Raw genomic sequence first — 18,503 nt, 5'->3', positions numbered from 1 at the left:
GCAGAAGCTAGTACCGCCGCCGTCTGCTAAACACCTACTTACTGCAAGGCTACCACTTACTAAAGTAACCAGATTACGCCTACGGCAGTGCCGCACATACGCGACTTATAACTTTCTTTGCAGTATTGTATTCTTTCATGACCTACTCACTTATACCCGTTGAGCCAAGTCATAGCCGTAATATCCGTATGAAAGTCGTTGCTACGTTCGTCTCCCTGATTGCTTTTTCTGGTGGTGTATTGGCCCAGGAGCCCACGCCCAGCCTCACTACCCTAGACGAAACGTATGGCTTTCGGGGTGCTCGCTTCGAGACAGTTCCTTCTGCATACCGGGATTTGGCCCTAGCCGAAAAAGCGGGCAAGACGAGTTACTACCGCCGCAAGGGCGAGCAAAAGCAATTTGGCACGGGCGAAGTAGCCGACGTGACGTACGGCTTCTACCAGGGCAGGCTCGCCGTAATCCTCGTCAAGACCCGCGGCCTGCACAACAGCCGTGCTGTGCTGGAGGCCTTGCAGGCTCAGGCAGGCCCAGGGGTGCAGAGCAGCCCCTACATTCAGCGCTACGCCTGGAACGGGCAGAAGGTACACATGAGCTACGACGAAAATGCCATGAGCAATGATGCCCTGATTGTGCTGACTTGCAAAAAACTGAAGGAGCAGGAGATGAAGCAGGCCCTGCGCAGCACGCCCCAGGCACCGCCCGCAGGCATGTAAGCAGACTCAGTATGGCGTAGTTGTTCCGGCCTGTGGTGCGCGGCTACCCATTAGGGAACCCTACTAAAAACTACGGGCGCTATACGGTGCAAGCCAGGTGTACAAAATGGCTGTTAGTCAATAGCGCACGGAAACCAGGCAACTACGCTGTAGCAAACCGGCGGGAAGAGCGACAACTTGCGACGGCGTACCTTACAGATGTTATTGGGCTTTTGCCCTAGCACAGTCAAGATACGCCGAACCCTTCTTTCCCCCTTCCCACCATGCTTTTTGACCGCATCAGCCGGTCGGCTTCCTCTGGAAACCGCCCCGTCGTTTCTTCTTCCTGGATATCGCGCTCCGCCCGCCGGAGTGGGCGCACCATGCTAGTAGCGTGCTTGTCCCTGCTTGCGGGCCTAGCCCAAGCCGAGGACATTCAGTCGCCCAATAAGCAGTTCACCCTCAGCGTAAATGTGCAGGAAGGCGGCGTGCCTACTTATAGCCTTACCTACAAAGGACGGCCGGTGCTTAAAACCAGCCGCCTCGGCCTGGACCTAAAAAATACAACCTCGCTGACTAGCGGCTTTACCCAAACTAGCGCCCAGCGCCGCTCCTTCGATGAAACGTGGCAGCCGGTATGGGGCGAGGTTAAAAACATCCGCAACCACTACAATGAGCTGGCCGTCACGCTCACCCAGGCCCAAACCAACCGCGTGATGCGGGTACGGTTCCGGGTGTTCGACGATGGCCTGGGCTTTCGCTACGAGTTTCCTCAGCAGAAAGGCCTCGACTACTTCACCATTAAGGAGGAGCGCACGCAGTTTGCCCTGGCCGGCGACCATAAGGCTTTCTGGCTCCCCGGCGACTACGACACCCAGGAGTACAGCACCGTCACGTCGAACCTGTCGGAGATACGCGGGAAGATGAAGGCAGCTACCACGCCCAACGCCTCTCAAACTCCCTTCTCGGCCACGGGAGTACAAACCCCGCTCATGCTCAAGAGCAAAGACGGCTTGTATATCAACATCCACGAGGCGGCCCTGATTGACTACTCGGCCATGCACTTGGAGCTGGACGACAAGAACTTCGTGCTGGAGTCGCACCTGACGCCAGATGCCGTGGGCGACAAAGGACTGCTCCAGACGCCGGCCAACTCGCCCTGGCGCACCGTGATTGTGAGCGACCGGGCGGGCGATATTCTGGAATCGAAGCTGGTGCTGAACCTCAACGAGCCTACCAAGTTCAAGGACGTATCCTGGATTAAGCCCGTAAAGTACGTGGGCGTTTGGTGGGAGATGATTACGGGTAAAAGCACCTGGTCGTACACCAACCAAGAAAACATCAAGCTCGACTCTATTGACTACTCCAAAGTAAAGCCCAATGGCACCCACGGCGCCAACACGGCCCACGTGAAGGAGTACATTGACTTTGCCTCCAAACACGGGTTTGATGCTGTGCTTGTGGAAGGCTGGAACACCGGGTGGGAAGACTGGTTTGGCAAGCACAAAGACTATGTGTTCGACTTTGTGACGCCCTACCCCGACTTCGACGTGCAGGAGTTGCAGCGCTACGCCGCCAGCAAGAACGTTCGGATGATTATGCACCATGAAACCTCCGGCTCAATACGCAATTACGAGCGGCACTTGGACACGGCGTTCCAGTTCATGAACAAGTACGGCTACAACGCGGTGAAAACCGGCTACGTGGGCGACATCGTGCCGCTGGGCCACCATCACTACGACCAGTGGATGGTAGACCACTACAACTACGTGCTGACCAAGGCGGCTGAGCATAAAATCATGGTGAACGGCCACGAAGCCGTGCGCCCTACTGGCCTGGCCCGCACCTACCCCAACCTAATCGGCAACGAGGCCGCCCGCGGTACCGAGTACGAGTCGTTTGGTGGTAATAATGCCGACCACACGACCATTCTGCCCTTTACCCGCCTCATTGGCGGCCCCATGGACTACACACCTGGCATCTTCCAAACCAAGATCAGCGCCTACAACCCCAGCAATACGTCCTTCGTGCACAGCACCCTGGCTCGACAACTGGCCCTGTACGTAACGATGTATAGCCCCCTGCAAATGGCCGCCGACCTACCCGAAACTTACAACAAGCACCTCGAAGCCTTCCAGTTTATCAAGGACGTAGCTGTAGATTGGGACGACACAAAAGTATTGGAAGCCGAGCCCGGCGACTACATCACTTATGCTCGTAAAGCCAAGGGCAAGAACAACTGGTTTGTGGGCAGCACGTGTGATGAGAACGGCCGCACTTCTAAAATCAACCTGAGTTTCCTGGACCCCAGTAAGAAGTACGTGGCAACCATCTACGCCGACAAAAAGGATGCTCACTACGAGAAGAACCCGCAGGCCTACGAAATCCGCAAGGTTAACGTCACGAACAAAACCAAGCTGACGCAGTACTGCGCCCCTGGCGGCGGCTACGCCATCAGCCTGATGGAAGCTGGGCGGTAATCCTTCCGCACTAGCGTGCCTACTACGCAAAAGCCTCGTTGCACTGTGTGCAGCGAGGCTTTTACTTTTAGATGATGGCAGGCGCACTGCTGCGCTAGAATGGTTTCGGCACTAGTTACTCTAGTAGCCAGGCAATGGCGTCTTCTTGCTCCTGAAAGGTGCGGCTGACCAACCCGTAGCGACTAAAGGCTTCTTCAAACAAATAGGTGGTTTGCATGCGCACATACAACTGGGTAGGCGGCAGAATAGCCGTACGCTGAAGGTAGGGCGTTGCCACAGTGCGAGGAAGCCAATCCACTACTAACCAACTCACTAGCTCATCCTTATACGCACCTAGCTGACGCTGGTCGGAAAGCAGCCGTGTGCAGCCGGTTTGCTGCAGCTGCTGCAAAAGCTTTTCCAGAAGCTGCTGCACCGCTGTTTGGTTGGTAGAGCCGGGCAGCCATGTTAAGTGAAAATACCCGGCAGAATTTTGTCGAAGCACACCTGCTTCATTTTGAATGGAATCGGCCATGAGGCAAGTGGACTGAACAGAAGCACGGGAATACACAAGCTAGACATAAATAGAATAAATGGTATGTATCTAAGTAACGTATTTAACCTTGTATAGTTTTATTCAAAAAATCCGTATTTTCGTTATATATATTTTGAACAAGCGTACTCATTTCTGTAGTTTTACAGATGAGCCCTCAGGTGGTGGCCAAACCCGTGTGGAATATGCAGAGGACATCTTTAACTATTTATGTAGGAGGCAATTGGGGAGGAATCGGGCTGAGCCTGCATGGCACTTGCTCGGGGTCTGCCGAAGCAACTCAGTTGTTGCAGGCAGTACGCCAGGTGTTACTACGCGGTACCATCAACACCCTTTGGTTAGATTGCCAGCACCTAGCTGCTATCAGCAGTGAAGGACAGCAAACTATGCTTCAGCTTGAGCGCGAAGCTCAGCAAGCGGGCCTGCGGTTGTACTGGTGTAACTTTAACGAGCAAGTAACCCAGCAGCTTTCCGACACGGGCCTGCACTTGTTGCTACGTACCCAGCCGGCTGCCACCTACCCAGCCCCGCTAGGCAGCCTAGACAGAAGCAGCCTGGGCTATGCATCGTAGAGCCTTTGCGAGTACTTGTACCTAGGCAAACCCAACAATTTGAAAATATGAAGGCCCCGGACTGTACCAGTCCGGGGCCTTTCTACTATCTGCCCACTAGGGGGTAGCTAGCGGATAAAATCCGGGCGGATGAGGTTTTCGAAGGTGAATATTTCGTCCCACTTTGCCTGGGTCAGCAACTGGCGCTCCTTCACGGCCACCTCGTACACCGACTTGCCGGTTTTCAAGGCCTCCTTCGCAATTTCTGCCGCGGTTTCGTAGCCTAGGACGGGGTTGAGCTGGGTCACGATACCGATACTGTTGCGCACTACATTCTCGGCGTGTTGCGCGTTGGCCGTGATGCCAACCACACACTTTTCGCGCAGGGTGTGGCAAGCATTGGTCATGTAGGAAATAGAGGTGAACAGAGCAAAGGAAATAACCGGCTCCATCACGTTCAGCTGCAACTGCCCAGCTTCAGCAGCCATGGTCACGGTCAGGTCGGCCCCAATGACGTAGAACGCCGTCTGGTTGACTACTTCGGGCACTACCGGGTTTACTTTTCCGGGCATAATGCTGGAACCGGGCTGCAAGGGCGGCAAGTTGATTTCAAACAGGCCCGCGCGGGGCCCTGAGGACAGCAGGCGCAGGTCGTTGCAGATTTTAGAGAGCTTCACCGCCGTACGCTTCAGCACACCCGAAAGCTGCACGTAGGCGCCCGTATCGTAGGTAGCTTCAATTAAGTCGCCGGCCAGGATCAGGTCGAGGCCTGTTACATCCCGCAGGTGTTTGGTTACCAGCTCGGCGTAGCCATGCGGCGCATTTACCCCCGTTCCAATAGCCGTAGCGCCCATATTGATTTCACTAATGAGGCGGCGGCTATCCTCAATGCGCAGCAGTTCCTCGCGCAGGTTGGTAGCAAAGGCCCGAAACTCGTCGCCCATGCTCATGGGCACCGCATCCTGCAGCTGGGTGCGGCCCATTTTCAGCACATTGCGAAACTCGTCGCCTTTGGCCGCAAAGGCATCGGCTAGTTCGCCTAGCGCCTTGCTGTAGCCGATGAGCTTATTGCTGAGCGCGATGCGGAAAGCCGTCGGGTAGGCATCGTTGGTAGACTGCGAACAGTTGACATGGTTGTTGGGGTGGCAAAACTCATACTGGCCTTTGGCTTTGCCCATGAGTTCCAAGGCCACGTTGGCAATAACCTCGTTGGCGTTCATGTTGACGGAAGTACCGGCTCCGCCCTGAATCATATCCGTCAGGAACTGGTCGTCCATCTCTCCCGCAATTACCCGGTCGCAGGCCCGCAGGATGTAGTCAGCAATAGTAGGGTCTAATACGCCTAGGTCTCGGTTGGCCATGGCAGCCGCCTTCTTCACGTAAGCCAGCGACTGCACAAATAGCGGCTCCACCCGCAGTGGAATGCCCGTAATAGTGAAGTTCTCAATGGCTCTTAGGGTCTGAATACCATAATAGACGTGTTCTGGAATAGCTCGTTCGCCTAGAAAGTCGTGCTCAACGCGGGTGGTTTGCATAGAAGGGTGGTCTGTTGGAAAGCCCATTCTACGAAAAACACCTGAACAATGGCAACCGACTATACTAGGCTGCTTCGGTGCTCGGCACTGGACTAAGCAAAGATATTTCTGTATCTATTTGATTACTTGTACCTTCCGCGCCTTCCTACTAGCTAGTATCGGCCCAAACGCCCTAGCTTTGCCCAGTTATAGCCCACAGCTCAAGGGCTATTAACCAGCGTGCCATCTTATTTTATGACCCTGCAACTTTTGTTTGATACCCCTGGCTTCACCGTCACGCACGACTGCCGCCACAAGCTACTGCATGTTACCTGGCGCGGCACATACACAGCCGCTTCCGCCATTACGCACTGCTACTTGCTGCTTGACTTCGTACGGACTACCTGCTCCACCAAGATTTTCAACGACAGCGCTGAAGTGTTTGATGGCTGGCAGGAGGCTAGCCAGTGGGTTGGTAAAGACTTTTTTCAAATTCTAGGACAGGCGGGAGTGGAAGCCATTGCCTGGGTCACGGCCATGGACTGGCCCGCCCGCACGTGCATTGAGCTAGCCATGAACCATGCGCAAGCCCTGCCCGTGGCTACTTTTGAGTTTGATCAGGAACAAGCCGCCCGTAGCTGGCTACTCAGCATCCGGTAAAAATGACCTTGGGCTTCTGCTGTTCAGCCTGTAAGTTTGAGAAGGCGTCAGTGCTTCGATACTAGTTGATGGATTCTTATACCCCCGGCTTGCACGTGCTAGCCACTTTTACAGCCCCCGTGGGCGCCCTTACGGATGTAGAGGCTTGCCGGGCATTTTTTAACCAGCAGATAGCTCAGCAGCAGCTAACTAAGGTGGGCGAGGTATACCACTCCTTCCCCAACGGAGGCTTTACGGCGGTAGTAGGCCTCACGGAATCACACTTGAGCATCCATACCTGGCCCGAATACGGACACGCTACCTTCGACGTATTCCTCTCCAGCTACCGGCGCAACAATGCCGACACGGTGCGCCTGCTGTATGCCGAAACCCTACGTTTCTTTGGTGGAGAGGAACAAGCCAAAACGGAAGTCTGCCGATGAGCGCCCCCGCAGCCCCCGCCCACGTAACTTGTCCGCAGTGTAAGGCGCCCTTGCCGTGCTTCGATGAGCAGCAAAGCACCCATTTCAGCTGTCCTAGCTGCCATATGTTCTTTGGGCTGAAAGAAGGCAATCTGCACACCCCGAAAAAGCTACGCAAGTTCACGCAGGAGCCAGCGCACGCGCTGGCCTTGCCAGTAGGCACCTTGGGTAGCCTACGCGGGCAGCCCTTCCGGGTAACGGGTTACATGATTCGTAAGGAGGCCAGAACGCGCGCTTCCTGGGAAGAATACCAGTTGCTCAACCCCGAAACCCACACCTACGCCCAGCTAGCCCTGTACGAAGGCCACTGGACGTACATCACCCCTACCGACCAGAAGTTTACCATTATTGCCCGGCAAGGAAACCGAGCTACGGTTGATACTGATGACCACTATTATGAGCTTTACAACCGCTACTCGCCACGGGTTTTGTACGCGGAGGGTGAGTTTGACTGGAACGTCTTAGACGACGAAGGACTTAAAATTGCCGAGTTCATCGACCCGCCATTGATGCTCGTGGAAGAGAAGAAGGTGCGCTCGGCTACTTGGTACTTGGCCGAGCATGTGGAACCGGCCGAGGTGCAGGAAGGCTTCAACGTGCCACCTACCCGAATGCCATTTCGCATGGGCACAGGGGCCGTGCAGCCGGCTCCAGGCGCTAATTGGGACGCCCTCAAGAACTTTTCGTTGGGGCTGGCCGTGCTGGTTATTTTCACCCACGTGTTCTTCTCACTGCTCCGCCCAGAAACTACCCTGGCTGATTTGTCGTGGGCTACTTCTAGCACTACTCCGGCTGCCGCAGTGCCACCCGATTCGAGCACGGCACCCGTGCTCGAAGCAGTAAAGGTTTCTTCGCCCTTTGAGGTGCCGTACAACACGGCCTTGGAGTTTGATTTGCGCGCCAACCTCAACAACCAATGGGTAGAGGTGCCCGTGGTGCTAGTAAACGAGCAAACCGGCCGCACCTACGACTTTACTAAAACCATGGAATACTACTCCGGGGTGGAAGACGGGGAAAGCTGGAGCGAAGGCAGCGTAACAGCCGACGCCGTGCTGGCGGACATTCCTGCGGGCCGCTACCACGTAAACCTCTACCCCACCACCGACATTACCCAAATCGTGACGGGCAACTTGCGAGTAGCAATCAACACACCGCTGCATTCCAATGTGGTGCTATTCCTGGTTCTTCTGCTGGCTTACCCAGCGGTACAGTACTTACGGCGCCAGAACTACGAGCACAGCCGCTGGCAAAACAGCGACTACGGCCCTCAAGACTAATAATCTGCACCTCTGCGTATGCTTCGTTCTTTTCGCTCCATTCAGTATTACGCGGCCTTGGCTTTGCTCGGCTACGGCGCCTTCGTATGGTCAGGTCTGCACGGTTGGCGCTGGCTTGGCGACGACAACGACAGCACGGAAAACATCAATGGCACTGGCGGCCACAGTTCCGGCAGCCACGGCCGCAGCACCTACTTTCACAAGTAGCACCTAACTCGCAGCCTACTTGCTCTAACGTGGCACGCTAGCCCCTTGGCCGGCGCCCCGCCTCTCTACTCCTTACTATCTCGCCTCATGGAATACCTCAACTTCAAGCTCATTGCCGCCTCTATTATCTATTCCGTTCTGGGCATTCTTATTCTGGTTTTGAGCTTTGTAGTACTCAATAAGCTTACCCCAGGCACGCTCTGGAAGGAGATTATTGAGGAGCACAACACGGCCCTGGCTATTATGGGAGCAGCTTTCATCCTGGCCGTGGCCCTCATCATCAGTTCCGCTATTCATGGATAATGCCACCCTGGCTCGGCCGCCCCGCGAGGCGGCGGCCGCTACGGCCGGGGCACAACCGGCCCTGCTGCTGGGCTCGGTGTTCGTCATTGCCACCTGCGGGCTGGTGTATGAGCTGATTGCGGGCACCCTAGCCAGCTACCTCCTCGGCGACTCGGTACTTCAGTTCTCCACCATTATTGGCGTCTACCTGTTTTCGATGGGTATCGGCTCCTGGCTGTCGCGCTACCTGGGTGGGTCGTTGCTGCGCTGGTTTATCCGGCTCGAAATTCTGGTGGGGTTGGTGGGCGGCTTCTCGGCTCCGCTGCTGTTCGTGCTGTTTGAGTACGTAACGTCGTTTCGGCTCATTCTCTACCTGCTGGTAGGCCTTACGGGCGTATTGGTGGGACTGGAAATTCCGCTGCTCATGCGCATCCTGGAAGGGCGCTTCGAGTTCAAGGACCTGGTTTCGCGCGTGTTCACATTCGACTACATTGGGGCGCTGCTGGCTTCCCTCATCTTTCCGCTGGTGCTGGTGCCGCAGTTGGGTCTCATCCGGACTTCCCTGTTCGTGGGCGCGCTAAACATCATTGTGGCGGGCGTGGCCCTCTACCGCTTCCCCGAAACGCGGCCCTTCCGGCGCAGCCTCACGGGAGCAGTGGTAGCCTCCCTGCTGGCCCTGGGGGTAGGCATCTTCTTTGCCGAGCGCATTCAGACCTATACGGAGGGCATGGCCTTTCAAGACCAGGTGATTTTCAGCAAGAGCACCACCTACCAGCGCATTGTACTTACCAGAAACAGCCGAGAGCTACGCCTTTTCCTCAACGGCAACTTGCAGTTCAGCTCTCAGGATGAGTACCGCTACCACGAGGCCCTAGTTCATCCGGCCCTGCAAGCCTTGCCCCAAGCGCGGCAGGTACTAGTGCTGGGCGGAGGCGACGGCCTGGCGGTGCGGGAGCTGCTGAAGTATCCGCAGGTGCGCCACATCCGGCTGGTGGACCTCGATGCCGGCATGACCCGCCTATTTCAGCACAACGCCATGCTGGTATCCCTCAACCAGCGCGCCCTACTGTCCCCAAAGGTAGAGGTACTCAACGGCGACGCTTACCAGTGGGTGCGCCAAGATACTGCCCGCTACGACTACATTGTGGTGGACTTTCCCGATCCTTCGAACTACTCTATTGGAAAGCTATACTCGGCAGCCTTCTACCGGGAGCTAGACCATCTGCTGGCCCCCGGGGGGCGCATTGTGGTGCAGAGCACCTCGCCCTACGTGGCTCGGCAGTCGTTTTGGTGCGTGGCCCACACGTTGCAAGCGGCCGGCTTTCAAACCATTCCTTACCACTGCTACGTGCCTTCCTTTGGGGAGTGGGGCTTTGTGATGGCGGGCCGCAACTCGCACTGGCGCCCCAACGGCGGCCCCCTACCTCGAGGGCTGCGCTACGTGACTACCGCTACTATCCGCGACATGCTCTACTTCCCCCCCGACATGACCGAGATACCCACCGAAATCAACCAGCTGAATAACCAAGCGTTGGTGCGCTACTTCGAGGAAGATTGGGGTCCCTATTCGCACTGATTTCTGTCGCTGAAATACTACCTCGACTACTGCTCATGGCTATTAACTAAATCGTGCAGCACAAAGCATAGGTACTGCACTAACTACCTTGATTGACTTGCTTTCCCTTGACTGTCACTGATGATTAACCGGCGCACGTTTCTGCAACGCTCCGGGCTGGGGCTGGCGGGCACTTTGCTAGCCCCCACGAGCCTGCTGCATTCCTGCCGGCCCGGCACGGCGCGGGCTCATATTCAGGGCAGTTTGCACGGGGCCAACCACGCAACGGGGCACGTACTACGCCAACCAGACCGCCTACCTCCTCCCACGCGCACGCTCCGGACGGATGTACTGATTGTGGGCGGTGGCGTGGCGGGCTTGGCAGCGCGGCGCGAACTAGCGCGCCGCGGAAAGCAGGAGGTACTGCTGGTGGAGCTAGATGAGCACGTAGGCGGCAACTCAGCCGGGGGCCGCAATAAGGTATCAGCCTATCCGTGGGGGGCGCACTACCTCCCCGTACCCGACCCGCGCAACCGTGAACTGCTGGCTTTTTTGCAGGAGGCAGGCACAATCAGCGGGTACGATGCCACCTCCGGCTTGCCTATTTACAATGAGTACCACCTGTGCCACGACCCCGAAGAACGCCTGCTCCTCCATGGCCATTGGCAGCAAGGCTTAGTGCCGGACTTGGGAGTGCCGGCGGCGGAGAAAAACCAAATAGCGCGCTTTTTCCGTCTGGTTGAGGAGTTGCGTCACGCCACTGGTGCCGATGGGCTAGATGCCTTTCGCATTCCGCTGGATGCGTCGTCGGGTGATGCGCAGTTTCGTCAGTTGGATGCCCTTTCGTTTGCTGAGTATCTGGATCAGCAAGGGTTTACCTCGCCTCACCTGCGCTGGTACCTCGACTACTGCTGCAAGGATGACTATGGTACCCTGGCGGCTCATACGTCGGCGTGGGCGGGACTGCACTACTTTGCTTCGCGCAAAGGCCGCGCCCACAACGCCACCGCAGCCGATGTGCTGACCTGGCCCCAGGGCAACAACTTTCTAGCGGAAAGCCTGCGCAAGCAGGCTGATTCCCCCATCCTACCCCACACGCTGGCGTACCAGCTTGAGGAAACCCCTGCGGGCTTGGCCGTGCTGTGCTACGATGCCGCCACCCGCCACACTATGCGGATTGAGGCCCGGCAGGTGCTGCTAGCTACCCCCGAGTTTATCACGCGCCGGCTAGTGGCCGGACTACCAAACCTGGCGCGCCCCGCGCTAGCACTTGAACACGTGCCTTGGGTAGTGGCAAACCTATCGGTAGCGGGCCTGCCCCAAGGCCCCGGTCGGCCCTTGTGCTGGGACAACGTGCTGTATGGTACGGCCTCCGTGGGCTACGTCAATGCTACCCACCAGAGCTTGAGCCTCAACAACCACGGCCCCAAAGTCATTACCTACTACCTGCCCCTGACGGGGCCCCATGCCACTGCCACCCGCCAAGCCGCCTATCGCACCAGCTACGACGAGTGGGTGGCCCGCATCTTGGCTGAGTTGGAAACTGCTCACCCCAACCTCGCCACCTTTGTGCAGCGGGCAGATGTGTGGGTGTGGGGTCACGGGATGGTAGCTCCTACCCCCGGCACCATCTGGAACCCAGTTCGGAAAGCGGCCATGCAGCCCTGGCAAAACAAGGTATTCTTCGCCCACACCGATTTGAGCGGCGTTTCTATCTTCGAGGAGGGATTCTACCAAGGGCTGCGTGCGGCTACTGAGCTTCTAGCGGCGGCCCCACCCACGGCCAACGCCTAAGCAAACTTCGTTCTCTACTCCCCCATGCCTGCCCTTGCCCCGCCCACCTCTGCGCCCGTAGCCAGCCGCCAGCCCTGGATTCGCTCCGCAAGCTTTGACGGGCTGTACGTATTGGCACCTCCTTTTTTGGCCTTGCTGGGGGTGTTGCTACTGCCTGATACCTACCGCACCACCAGCCGCATGCCCTTGGTGGCCTGGGTGGGCCTAGTAGTCCTTATTGATGTAGCGCACGTGTACAGCACCCTGTTTCGCACCTACCTTGACCCCGTGCGCCGGCGCCAGCACCGCACGTTGCTGTGGGTAGCACCACTAGCTTGCTACGCTGTGGGCATTGCCCTGTATGCGGCCAGCGGCCTTTGGTTCTGGCGCGTGTTGGCGTACTTGGCCGTCTTTCACTTCATCCGCCAGCAGTATGGGTTTCTGCGCCTCTATTCCCGCCGAGAACCAGCCGCGGGTGCTGGCCGTCAGCTCAATACGGTGCTCATCTACTATGCCACTATCTACCCGCTGTTGTACTGGCACCTGTCGGCACCGCGCAATTTCAACTGGTTTGTAGACGGCGACTTTGTGCAGTACAACTGGCCAGGAGGTCGGCTGGCAGCCACCATCGTATACGTGGCGCTGCTGGTAGCCTACGCCTACAAAGAAGTGAGGCAGTGGCAGCAGACGCGGCAGTTCAACTGGCCCCGCAACTTGCTCGTAGCAGGCACGCTTGTGTCTTGGTACTGCGGTATTGTTCTGTTCAACGGCGACTTGGCTTTCACTCTGCTCAATGTCGTTGCCCACGGTATTCCTTACCTCGCCTTGGTATGGGCGGCTAGCCACCCGGACGCTCCTAAGCAGGCAAACAGCCTTCCACACCGGCGGGCCACGGCGCCGTGGTGGACGGGCCGCTACGGAATCATCGGCTTTCTAGCCGTACTCATAGGGCTAGCTTTCCTGGAAGAAGGTGTATGGGATGGCTTGGTATGGCGGGAGCACGCCCCCGTGTTTGGCTGGTTTCATAGTCTACCCACCGTGACGGATTCAGTGGGGTTGATGCTGCTGGTTCCTTTGCTTGCCCTGCCCCAAGCCACGCACTATGTACTAGATGGCTTTATCTGGCGCCGCGGCCAGTAAGCCAGCGCTACCCCCTCAGCTACCTACAAAGCACAGAAAAGCCAAGACCAGCCGCTGCTAGTCTTGGCTTGTATAAGTTGAGTGAACAAAGCGGTTAAGCAGCCTGCTTACCTTAGAGCAGCGGAAGTTAAGCAGCTTGCGTAGTAGCCTGCGGACGGGCTACTTCTGCTTCCAGAATTTCTATTACGTAGCCTGTCTCGGTGGAGTAGGTTTTACGATAATACACAGTAAGCTGACGGCCGCGCGGCGACTCCACGCTTGTGGAGCAGACCGTACCGTAGGCTTTTTCCTTTTCCAGGAAAGGACGCAGGATGTGCAGAGTCTGCAAGAATTCGGCGGGTAGAATGCCTTGTTCTTCCTGCAACCGAACGGCGCTGACGGGATACAAAAATCGGGTTTGAAACAGAATCATCGACGGTAAAAAACCAGAGTGAATACGTACGGCTGCTAAACAGTAACTAGCTGCTGTACATTCCACTAAGGCCATTTTTCTCGCTGATTATCTTTCTGCTTTCTCTCCCGCTACCTGCGCGCTACGCTTACACCGTGAGCACCACCGAAACAGCCGTCGAACCGCCCTGGTCATCATCTGTTACCAGCAGTAGCTCGTACCGATTAGAGCCACTGCGCCGGCGCACTACCACGCTTTCCACCTTGCCCCGGTAGGGCTGGCCGTCGGGTTGCGTCAGTAGGGTGCACGCCACTGCTACAGGCTGCCTCAACTCACGCTTCAAGTCTAGTAGTCCCACAAAGGAGCCGAGCACGGCCCCATCTAGTACTGCATCCTGCGTGTCTTCCACGGAGGCCGTAATGAACAGCTGGTCTTCAAAAAAAGCCGCCCCCGAAAAGCCCGCAGGCTTACCGTCGATAGTGGGCAGGTGGTAGAACTGGTGCCGTACGGCAGGGGCCTGTGTAGTATGGTGCTGCAGAAAGCTCAGGGTAGCGGCTAGGGGCAGCCGAAACACTAAGTTGCCAGCGGCTGATCCTACCGTGCGCTGAAACAGCAGCAACTCCTGGGGCGTGGTAGCAGCAGCTTCCAGGTTCAGGGTAATGCCCGCGGGCAATTGCTTGCGCAGGGCGGCGTACAAGCCGCTGAGTGCCAGTGGGTATACCGTAGCGGCGGCTCCGGGCCCATGCGGAAGCACCACCCAGAAGCCCTGCTCCCGCACGGATGTAGCTCCTGAACCCAGGGCCAGCAAGCCCTTCTCGCCACTAGCAGTAGTCAGGGCCGTGAGGCATTCCAGATCCAGCTTTCTGTCCTTGGGGATGCGGCCGGTACTAAAGTGTGCTGTCTCAAATAGCGGCGTCGGCTCACCCGCTACCATTGAGGCGGCGTCTAGCTGATACAGAAAGGGCGCATCGTCGCCAATTACGTAGGCTACATTGCCGACTAGCTCTACCCCGGAAGCTGAGGGCAGATTAGGCAGTGCGGTTTCCTGCTGAATGAGAGCTTGCATATCCTGAGAGCGTTATACCGTGGTTGAGTCGTCCTGGCAGCTACTTACTTGACGATGGTAAACTCTACGCGCCGATTGAGCTTGCGGGTTTCTTCTTTGGCATTGCTAGCGCGGGGCTTGCTGCCTCCAAAACCAATAGTGCTGATGCGCCGCTCGGGCACGCCGCGCATTACAAGGTAGCGTTTCACCTCCGCCACCCGGTTTTCGGACAGTTCTTGGTTTAGCTTAGCATCGCCCTGGTTATCGGTGTGGCCTTCTAGCCGGATGTTTACCGCAGGGTTGTCTTGCAGGGTACGGGCCAAGCGGTTCAGCTCGGTGTAGGAGGCGGGCAGCAAGCTAAACTTACCCTGGGCGAAAATAAGGGTAGGCAATTCCAAACTAGAACCCACAGCGGCTGGTACCAAAGGCAGCTCACGGCTCAAGGAGCCAGTAGTTAACGTCACCGTATCGGTAGCGGTGAGGTAGCCAGCCCGGGTAGCGAGCAGGCGGTAGCTGCCCGGGGGCAAGGAGAGCTGGAACCCGCCCACGGCTGCATCGGTGCGCATAGTGGCATTGAAGGCCATATCATTACCGAGCCGAATTGCTTTTACTTCCGTGGCTAAGGCCTGCCGCGTTTTGGCATCTATGGTGCGACCAGTAAGTAAAATGCGAGCGGCCACGGCGGGCGCTACCGGGGCGGGGGCGGGTGCCCGAGCCGTATCCACGGACACTACTCCGGTAACTGTGCGGAACAAATCAATAGGGCCGTTGGCCGTGGGCGACGACGCGTAGAAAGCCTGCTTCTCATCCCCGGAGAGCGACAAATATGCGTCAAACCCCGGTCCGTTCAGGGGGGCGCCCAAATTGCGCGGCTCAGTCCAGCGGGTCCACGTGTCGTCGAGGCGCTGGCTCACGAATATATCGGCGCTGCCGTAGCCAGCATGACCGTACGAACTGAAATACAGCGTTTTGCCATCGGCCGCTAGCCAAGGGGCAAACTCAAAGCCCGGTGAGTTCACCACGGCTCCCAGGTTCAGCGGCTCCGTCCAGAGGCCGTCGGCAGTGGGGCGGCTCACATACAGGTCGTTGAGGCCCTGGGAGTCGCCCCGCTCCAAAGAGAGGAGCAAAATCTTCTCATCCGCCGTTTGGAAAAAGGAGGTTGCGGGGCCAGCAGAGTAATAGTTAGCAATTTCTAGTGGCACAGGATGCGCGTTTTTGCCCTGAGCATTGCGAGCAATGCGGCTCACACTTTCGTCGCGGTAGCTACCGTCCCGCTCATAGGTTCCCCGCACCAGCAGGGTGTTGCCAGATGTACCCGTTACTGCCATTATCCCGTTGTTTTGGGGCGTGTTCAAGGTAGTAAGGCGTGTAGCCGCTCCCCACGTTCGCCCGGCATCGGCCGAGCTGCTCACCCAAATATCTCCCGACTCCGATACGCCTTCCATGTTGCCAGCATAGCGAGTACGCACGAAATACAATGTCTGACCGTCGGGGGTCACCACGGGTTGCAATTCATTACCGTTGGTATTGAGGTTAGCCAGCGGAGCGGGTTGCCCGAAGCCAGGCTGCTGCGGATCGACATTTAGGCGCAGTTTAAATAGCTTCCACTGTTGCGTGGCGCGGTTTTGTGGGCGCTGCCCTACCACTGGTGTACCATTAAACTTGTCGGCCGCGGCCAGGGCAGCGCATTTGTCGTTGCCTCGGCTCACGAGCATAAAGCTGCCAATAGGGCCCGATGGCACCAGCTTCCACTGCTGATAGAAGCTGCCTGTCCAGGGCCGCTGCACCAGGGGAGCTCCTTCATCCGGGCGGTCGAGGGTGAGGCACTTGCCACTGTGGCGGGCCTCAATCCGGTAGAAGTCGCTACCAGCAGCAGCCCGCACAAAGCGCCACTGCTGGCTATTGGCGTGGGTAAACTCCCATTGGATGCCCAGGGCAGCAGCCTCCGTAGAAGCACCCGTAATATCTAAACTGCGGCCACTACTGCGGGCTACTACGCCGTACCACGCGTCCTCGTCAGGGGTAAAAGCCGACTGGGCTTGGGCAGGCAAGGTCAGCAACAGGCAATAGGCTACACAAGGCAGCAAAAAGCGAATCAACGAAGTAATCATGCAAGCAAAACGGATGGACCGGGCCGCAAGTTAGCCGAAATCCTCCCTCAGGGGGTTTGTATAACAAAACGCCGCCTCCCCTATAAGCTAGGGAGGCGGCGTTTTTCGTAGTGCACCAACAAAGCTACCTGGCTTAGCAATATCTAGCTAGGGTTGCTGATGTACTTAAACCGGACGAACCGCTCGTTCTCGTAGATGGCGGTGAAATGACCGCCCGCAACTTTGGATTCGCTCTTGCGCTCCGCGTTCTTAGATGGAGCACTTGAGGTAGAGTTAGTAGTTGGTACTGCAGGATATGCACCGGGCATCATGCCGGGTACGTGGCAAATGAAGGATAGAATTTTAGAAGCCATGGTTGGTAAAAATTTGATGTTGTACAATGGGTGTCGAAAGTCGAAGAAAGCGAGGGCTCAAGGCCGCTCGGAAAACATAGTACAGCGAATGACTCCTATATGAAGATATCGCCATTATTTTGAACGATGCTAAGGTATAATTTTTCTTTGTATAATGTAAATCCGTGGTAGCCCGTATTTTTTATCCGTGCTAGTACGGATGTTACTTACACCGCTGAAAATCCTTATGTGGAAAGTGAGACGCGTGAAAAGAAAACTCCTTAGCTACGCACTTAGTAATCTGACTGTGTTCTACTTACTTACTAGATACTCTCCTCTATAACCGGGAGATACTAGCGGTCCGAAGATTCAAAGTGCAGCCTACCAATGAGCGCAAAAGCCTGTATATCACTCGTCTTTTTATACAACAAAAAGCTCACATACTGCCTCATATCAGAACAGACACTGCGCACTCTTCGCCATATGTACCAAAAACGATTATATATGACTATTCAAAAGCAAAAATCAATTCTTTTATTGATTATTCCTATTGAGCGTTCATGGTATACACCTATTATTACTGAAAAGTGCCATATTTAGGTTCATTTGGGCAATTCTTTCTGAGAACTATCCTACTCTGAAAATATCCTGAATCTAGTACGCACTTAGCTATCAGGGCAATACACCAGTAAAAAGCAAGGGTAGTCTAGCTTATGCCTGACTTAACTTTGCTTCTTTAGCCCCGCTCCCTTCCCCTACTAAAGCATTCAGCCGATTAGCTTGTGGCGCATGGCATATTGAATCAGCCCCACTACCGACTTAGAGTTTGTTTTGGTCAGGATGTTTTTGCGATGGGTTTCTACCGTCCGCTCACTGATAAAGAGCGTCTCGGCAATGTGGGAGTTGGAGTACTCGCGGGCAATCAACTGTAGAATCTCGCGCTCCCGGTTCGTTAGCTCGTTAGCTCGCGGCTCCTGAGGCCTCTCCCGCAGCCCCGAAAGTTGCAGGTTTTGTAGCATAGTAGCGCCCACTTCGCCGCTGAAATAATTGTGCCCAGCCGCTACTTCCCGAATAGCAAGCGTAAGCTCCGACTTAGTAGAGGTTTTGAGGACGTACCCGGCGCAGCCCGCTTCCAGAACCTCTGCCACCGATGCATGATCATGGAACATACTCAGAATCAGGATGCGTACCTGTGGCCGCTGGGCCCGGATAGCAATGGCCAGTTCCGTTCCGCTCATGCCTGGCATGTTAAGGTCGAGTACGGCCACCAGCACTTCGGGGTGCATAGCTAGTACATCCAAGGCTTCCTGGCCACTACAGGCTTGCGCCACCACGGGTAAGTCGGCTTCTGACTTTAACAAGGACTTGATTCCTTCAATCACCACCGGATGGTCATCTACCAGAAGCAAGGGAATACGGGTGAGGGGTAGTAATGGTACACTCATAGGGTAAACACAGAAGAGCCAGCTCTAAAAAGCCGTAAAAAGGAAAGAGCACGCC

18 protein-coding genes are annotated in these 18,503 nt (G+C 56.4%); 11 read left to right on the top strand and 7 right to left on the bottom strand.

Features of this window, described 5'->3' with window-relative positions; all coding sequences use genetic code 11:
- Positions 1-188: 188 nt before the first annotated feature.
- Both CHB83_RS17435 and CHB83_RS17430 read left to right on the top strand, forming a co-directional pair.
- Positions 189-713, top strand: coding sequence for a hypothetical protein (locus CHB83_RS17435; protein ID WP_089333551.1), 525 nt, complete (start codon positions 189-191; stop codon positions 711-713).
- Positions 714-1,075: 362 nt separating this feature from the next.
- Positions 1,076-3,172, top strand: a complete 2,097-nt coding sequence (locus tag CHB83_RS17430; protein WP_089333592.1) for a glycoside hydrolase family 97 protein — start codon at positions 1,076-1,078, stop codon at positions 3,170-3,172.
- 115 nt (positions 3,173-3,287) lie between these two features.
- Here the strand turns inward: CHB83_RS17430 and CHB83_RS17425 are convergent, their stop codons facing one another.
- Positions 3,288-3,686, bottom strand: coding sequence for a hypothetical protein (locus tag CHB83_RS17425; RefSeq protein WP_089333550.1), 399 nt, complete (start codon positions 3,684-3,686; stop codon positions 3,288-3,290).
- A 203-nt stretch (positions 3,687-3,889) separates the two neighbouring features.
- Between CHB83_RS17425 and CHB83_RS17420 the strand changes: the two genes are divergently transcribed.
- Positions 3,890-4,276 carry an STAS domain-containing protein gene (locus CHB83_RS17420; RefSeq protein ID WP_179225555.1) on the top strand — a complete coding sequence of 129 codons (387 nt, stop codon included), beginning with the start codon at positions 3,890-3,892 and terminating at the stop codon, positions 4,274-4,276.
- Positions 4,277-4,383: 107 nt separating this feature from the next.
- Here CHB83_RS17420 and aspA read toward each other — a convergent pair whose 3' ends face one another.
- Positions 4,384-5,790, bottom strand: a complete 1,407-nt coding sequence (gene aspA / locus CHB83_RS17415) for an aspartate ammonia-lyase (RefSeq protein WP_045689115.1) — start codon at positions 5,788-5,790, stop codon at positions 4,384-4,386.
- Positions 5,791-6,024: 234 nt separating this feature from the next.
- On the opposite strand from aspA, the gene CHB83_RS17410 reads away from it, so the two are divergent.
- The 8 genes from CHB83_RS17410 (at position 6,025) to CHB83_RS17375 (ending at position 13,124) form a co-directional block, all read left to right on the top strand.
- On the top strand, positions 6,025-6,429 hold the full coding sequence (locus CHB83_RS17410; RefSeq protein ID WP_045689079.1) for a SpoIIAA family protein: 405 nt from the start codon (positions 6,025-6,027) through the stop codon (positions 6,427-6,429).
- A 68-nt stretch (positions 6,430-6,497) separates the two neighbouring features.
- Positions 6,498-6,851 (top strand): S-adenosylmethionine decarboxylase family protein, encoded by a 354-nt coding sequence (locus CHB83_RS17405; RefSeq protein WP_089333548.1) that lies wholly within the window; start codon positions 6,498-6,500, stop codon positions 6,849-6,851.
- Entirely contained in the window at positions 6,848-8,167 is a 1,320-nt protein-coding gene (locus CHB83_RS17400; protein ID WP_089333547.1) for a DUF4178 domain-containing protein, read from the top strand. The genes CHB83_RS17405 and CHB83_RS17400 overlap by 4 nt, the downstream gene beginning before the upstream one ends.
- A gap of 18 nt (positions 8,168-8,185) precedes the next feature.
- On the top strand, positions 8,186-8,374 hold the full coding sequence (locus tag CHB83_RS17395; RefSeq protein ID WP_089333546.1) for a hypothetical protein: 189 nt from the start codon (positions 8,186-8,188) through the stop codon (positions 8,372-8,374).
- Positions 8,375-8,461: 87 nt separating this feature from the next.
- The gene (locus CHB83_RS17390) at positions 8,462-8,677 is read left to right on the top strand and encodes a DUF350 domain-containing protein (protein WP_045689076.1); all 216 of its coding nucleotides are present in this window, start codon (positions 8,462-8,464) and stop codon (positions 8,675-8,677) included.
- Positions 8,670-10,232: a polyamine aminopropyltransferase gene (locus CHB83_RS17385; RefSeq protein WP_089333545.1), complete on the top strand. Its 1,563-nt coding sequence runs from the start codon at positions 8,670-8,672 to the stop codon at positions 10,230-10,232. The genes CHB83_RS17390 and CHB83_RS17385 overlap by 8 nt, the downstream gene beginning before the upstream one ends.
- Positions 10,233-10,352: 120 nt before the next feature.
- Positions 10,353-12,005 carry an FAD-dependent oxidoreductase gene (locus tag CHB83_RS17380; RefSeq protein WP_089333544.1) on the top strand — a complete coding sequence of 551 codons (1,653 nt, stop codon included), beginning with the start codon at positions 10,353-10,355 and terminating at the stop codon, positions 12,003-12,005.
- A gap of 24 nt (positions 12,006-12,029) precedes the next feature.
- A complete protein-coding gene (locus tag CHB83_RS17375; protein ID WP_089333543.1) occupies positions 12,030-13,124 on the top strand; it encodes a hypothetical protein in 1,095 nt (364 codons plus the stop codon).
- Between the two features lie 127 nt (positions 13,125-13,251).
- On the opposite strand, the gene CHB83_RS17370 is transcribed toward CHB83_RS17375, so the two are convergent.
- The 5 genes from CHB83_RS17370 to CHB83_RS17350 form a co-directional block, all read right to left on the bottom strand.
- Positions 13,252-13,536, bottom strand: coding sequence for a hypothetical protein (locus tag CHB83_RS17370; protein WP_089333542.1), 285 nt, complete (start codon positions 13,534-13,536; stop codon positions 13,252-13,254).
- A gap of 127 nt (positions 13,537-13,663) precedes the next feature.
- Positions 13,664-14,581 (bottom strand): DUF6929 family protein, encoded by a 918-nt coding sequence (locus tag CHB83_RS17365; RefSeq protein ID WP_089333541.1) that lies wholly within the window; start codon positions 14,579-14,581, stop codon positions 13,664-13,666.
- A 44-nt stretch (positions 14,582-14,625) separates the two neighbouring features.
- The gene (locus tag CHB83_RS17360; protein WP_089333540.1) at positions 14,626-16,671 is read right to left on the bottom strand and encodes an OmpA family protein; all 2,046 of its coding nucleotides are present in this window, start codon (positions 16,669-16,671) and stop codon (positions 14,626-14,628) included.
- A gap of 143 nt (positions 16,672-16,814) precedes the next feature.
- Positions 16,815-17,024, bottom strand: coding sequence for a hypothetical protein (locus tag CHB83_RS17355; RefSeq protein WP_055562163.1), 210 nt, complete (start codon positions 17,022-17,024; stop codon positions 16,815-16,817).
- Positions 17,025-17,770: 746 nt separating this feature from the next.
- A complete protein-coding gene (locus tag CHB83_RS17350; RefSeq protein ID WP_045690208.1) occupies positions 17,771-18,448 on the bottom strand; it encodes a response regulator in 678 nt (225 codons plus the stop codon).
- Positions 18,449-18,503: the final 55 nt, after the last annotated feature.

It is taken from the genome of Hymenobacter mucosus, assembly GCF_900188255.1.
Taxonomy (GTDB): Bacteria; Bacteroidota; Bacteroidia; order Cytophagales; family Hymenobacteraceae; genus Hymenobacter; species Hymenobacter mucosus.
This window is presented reverse-complemented; position numbering and strand designations above follow the sequence as displayed.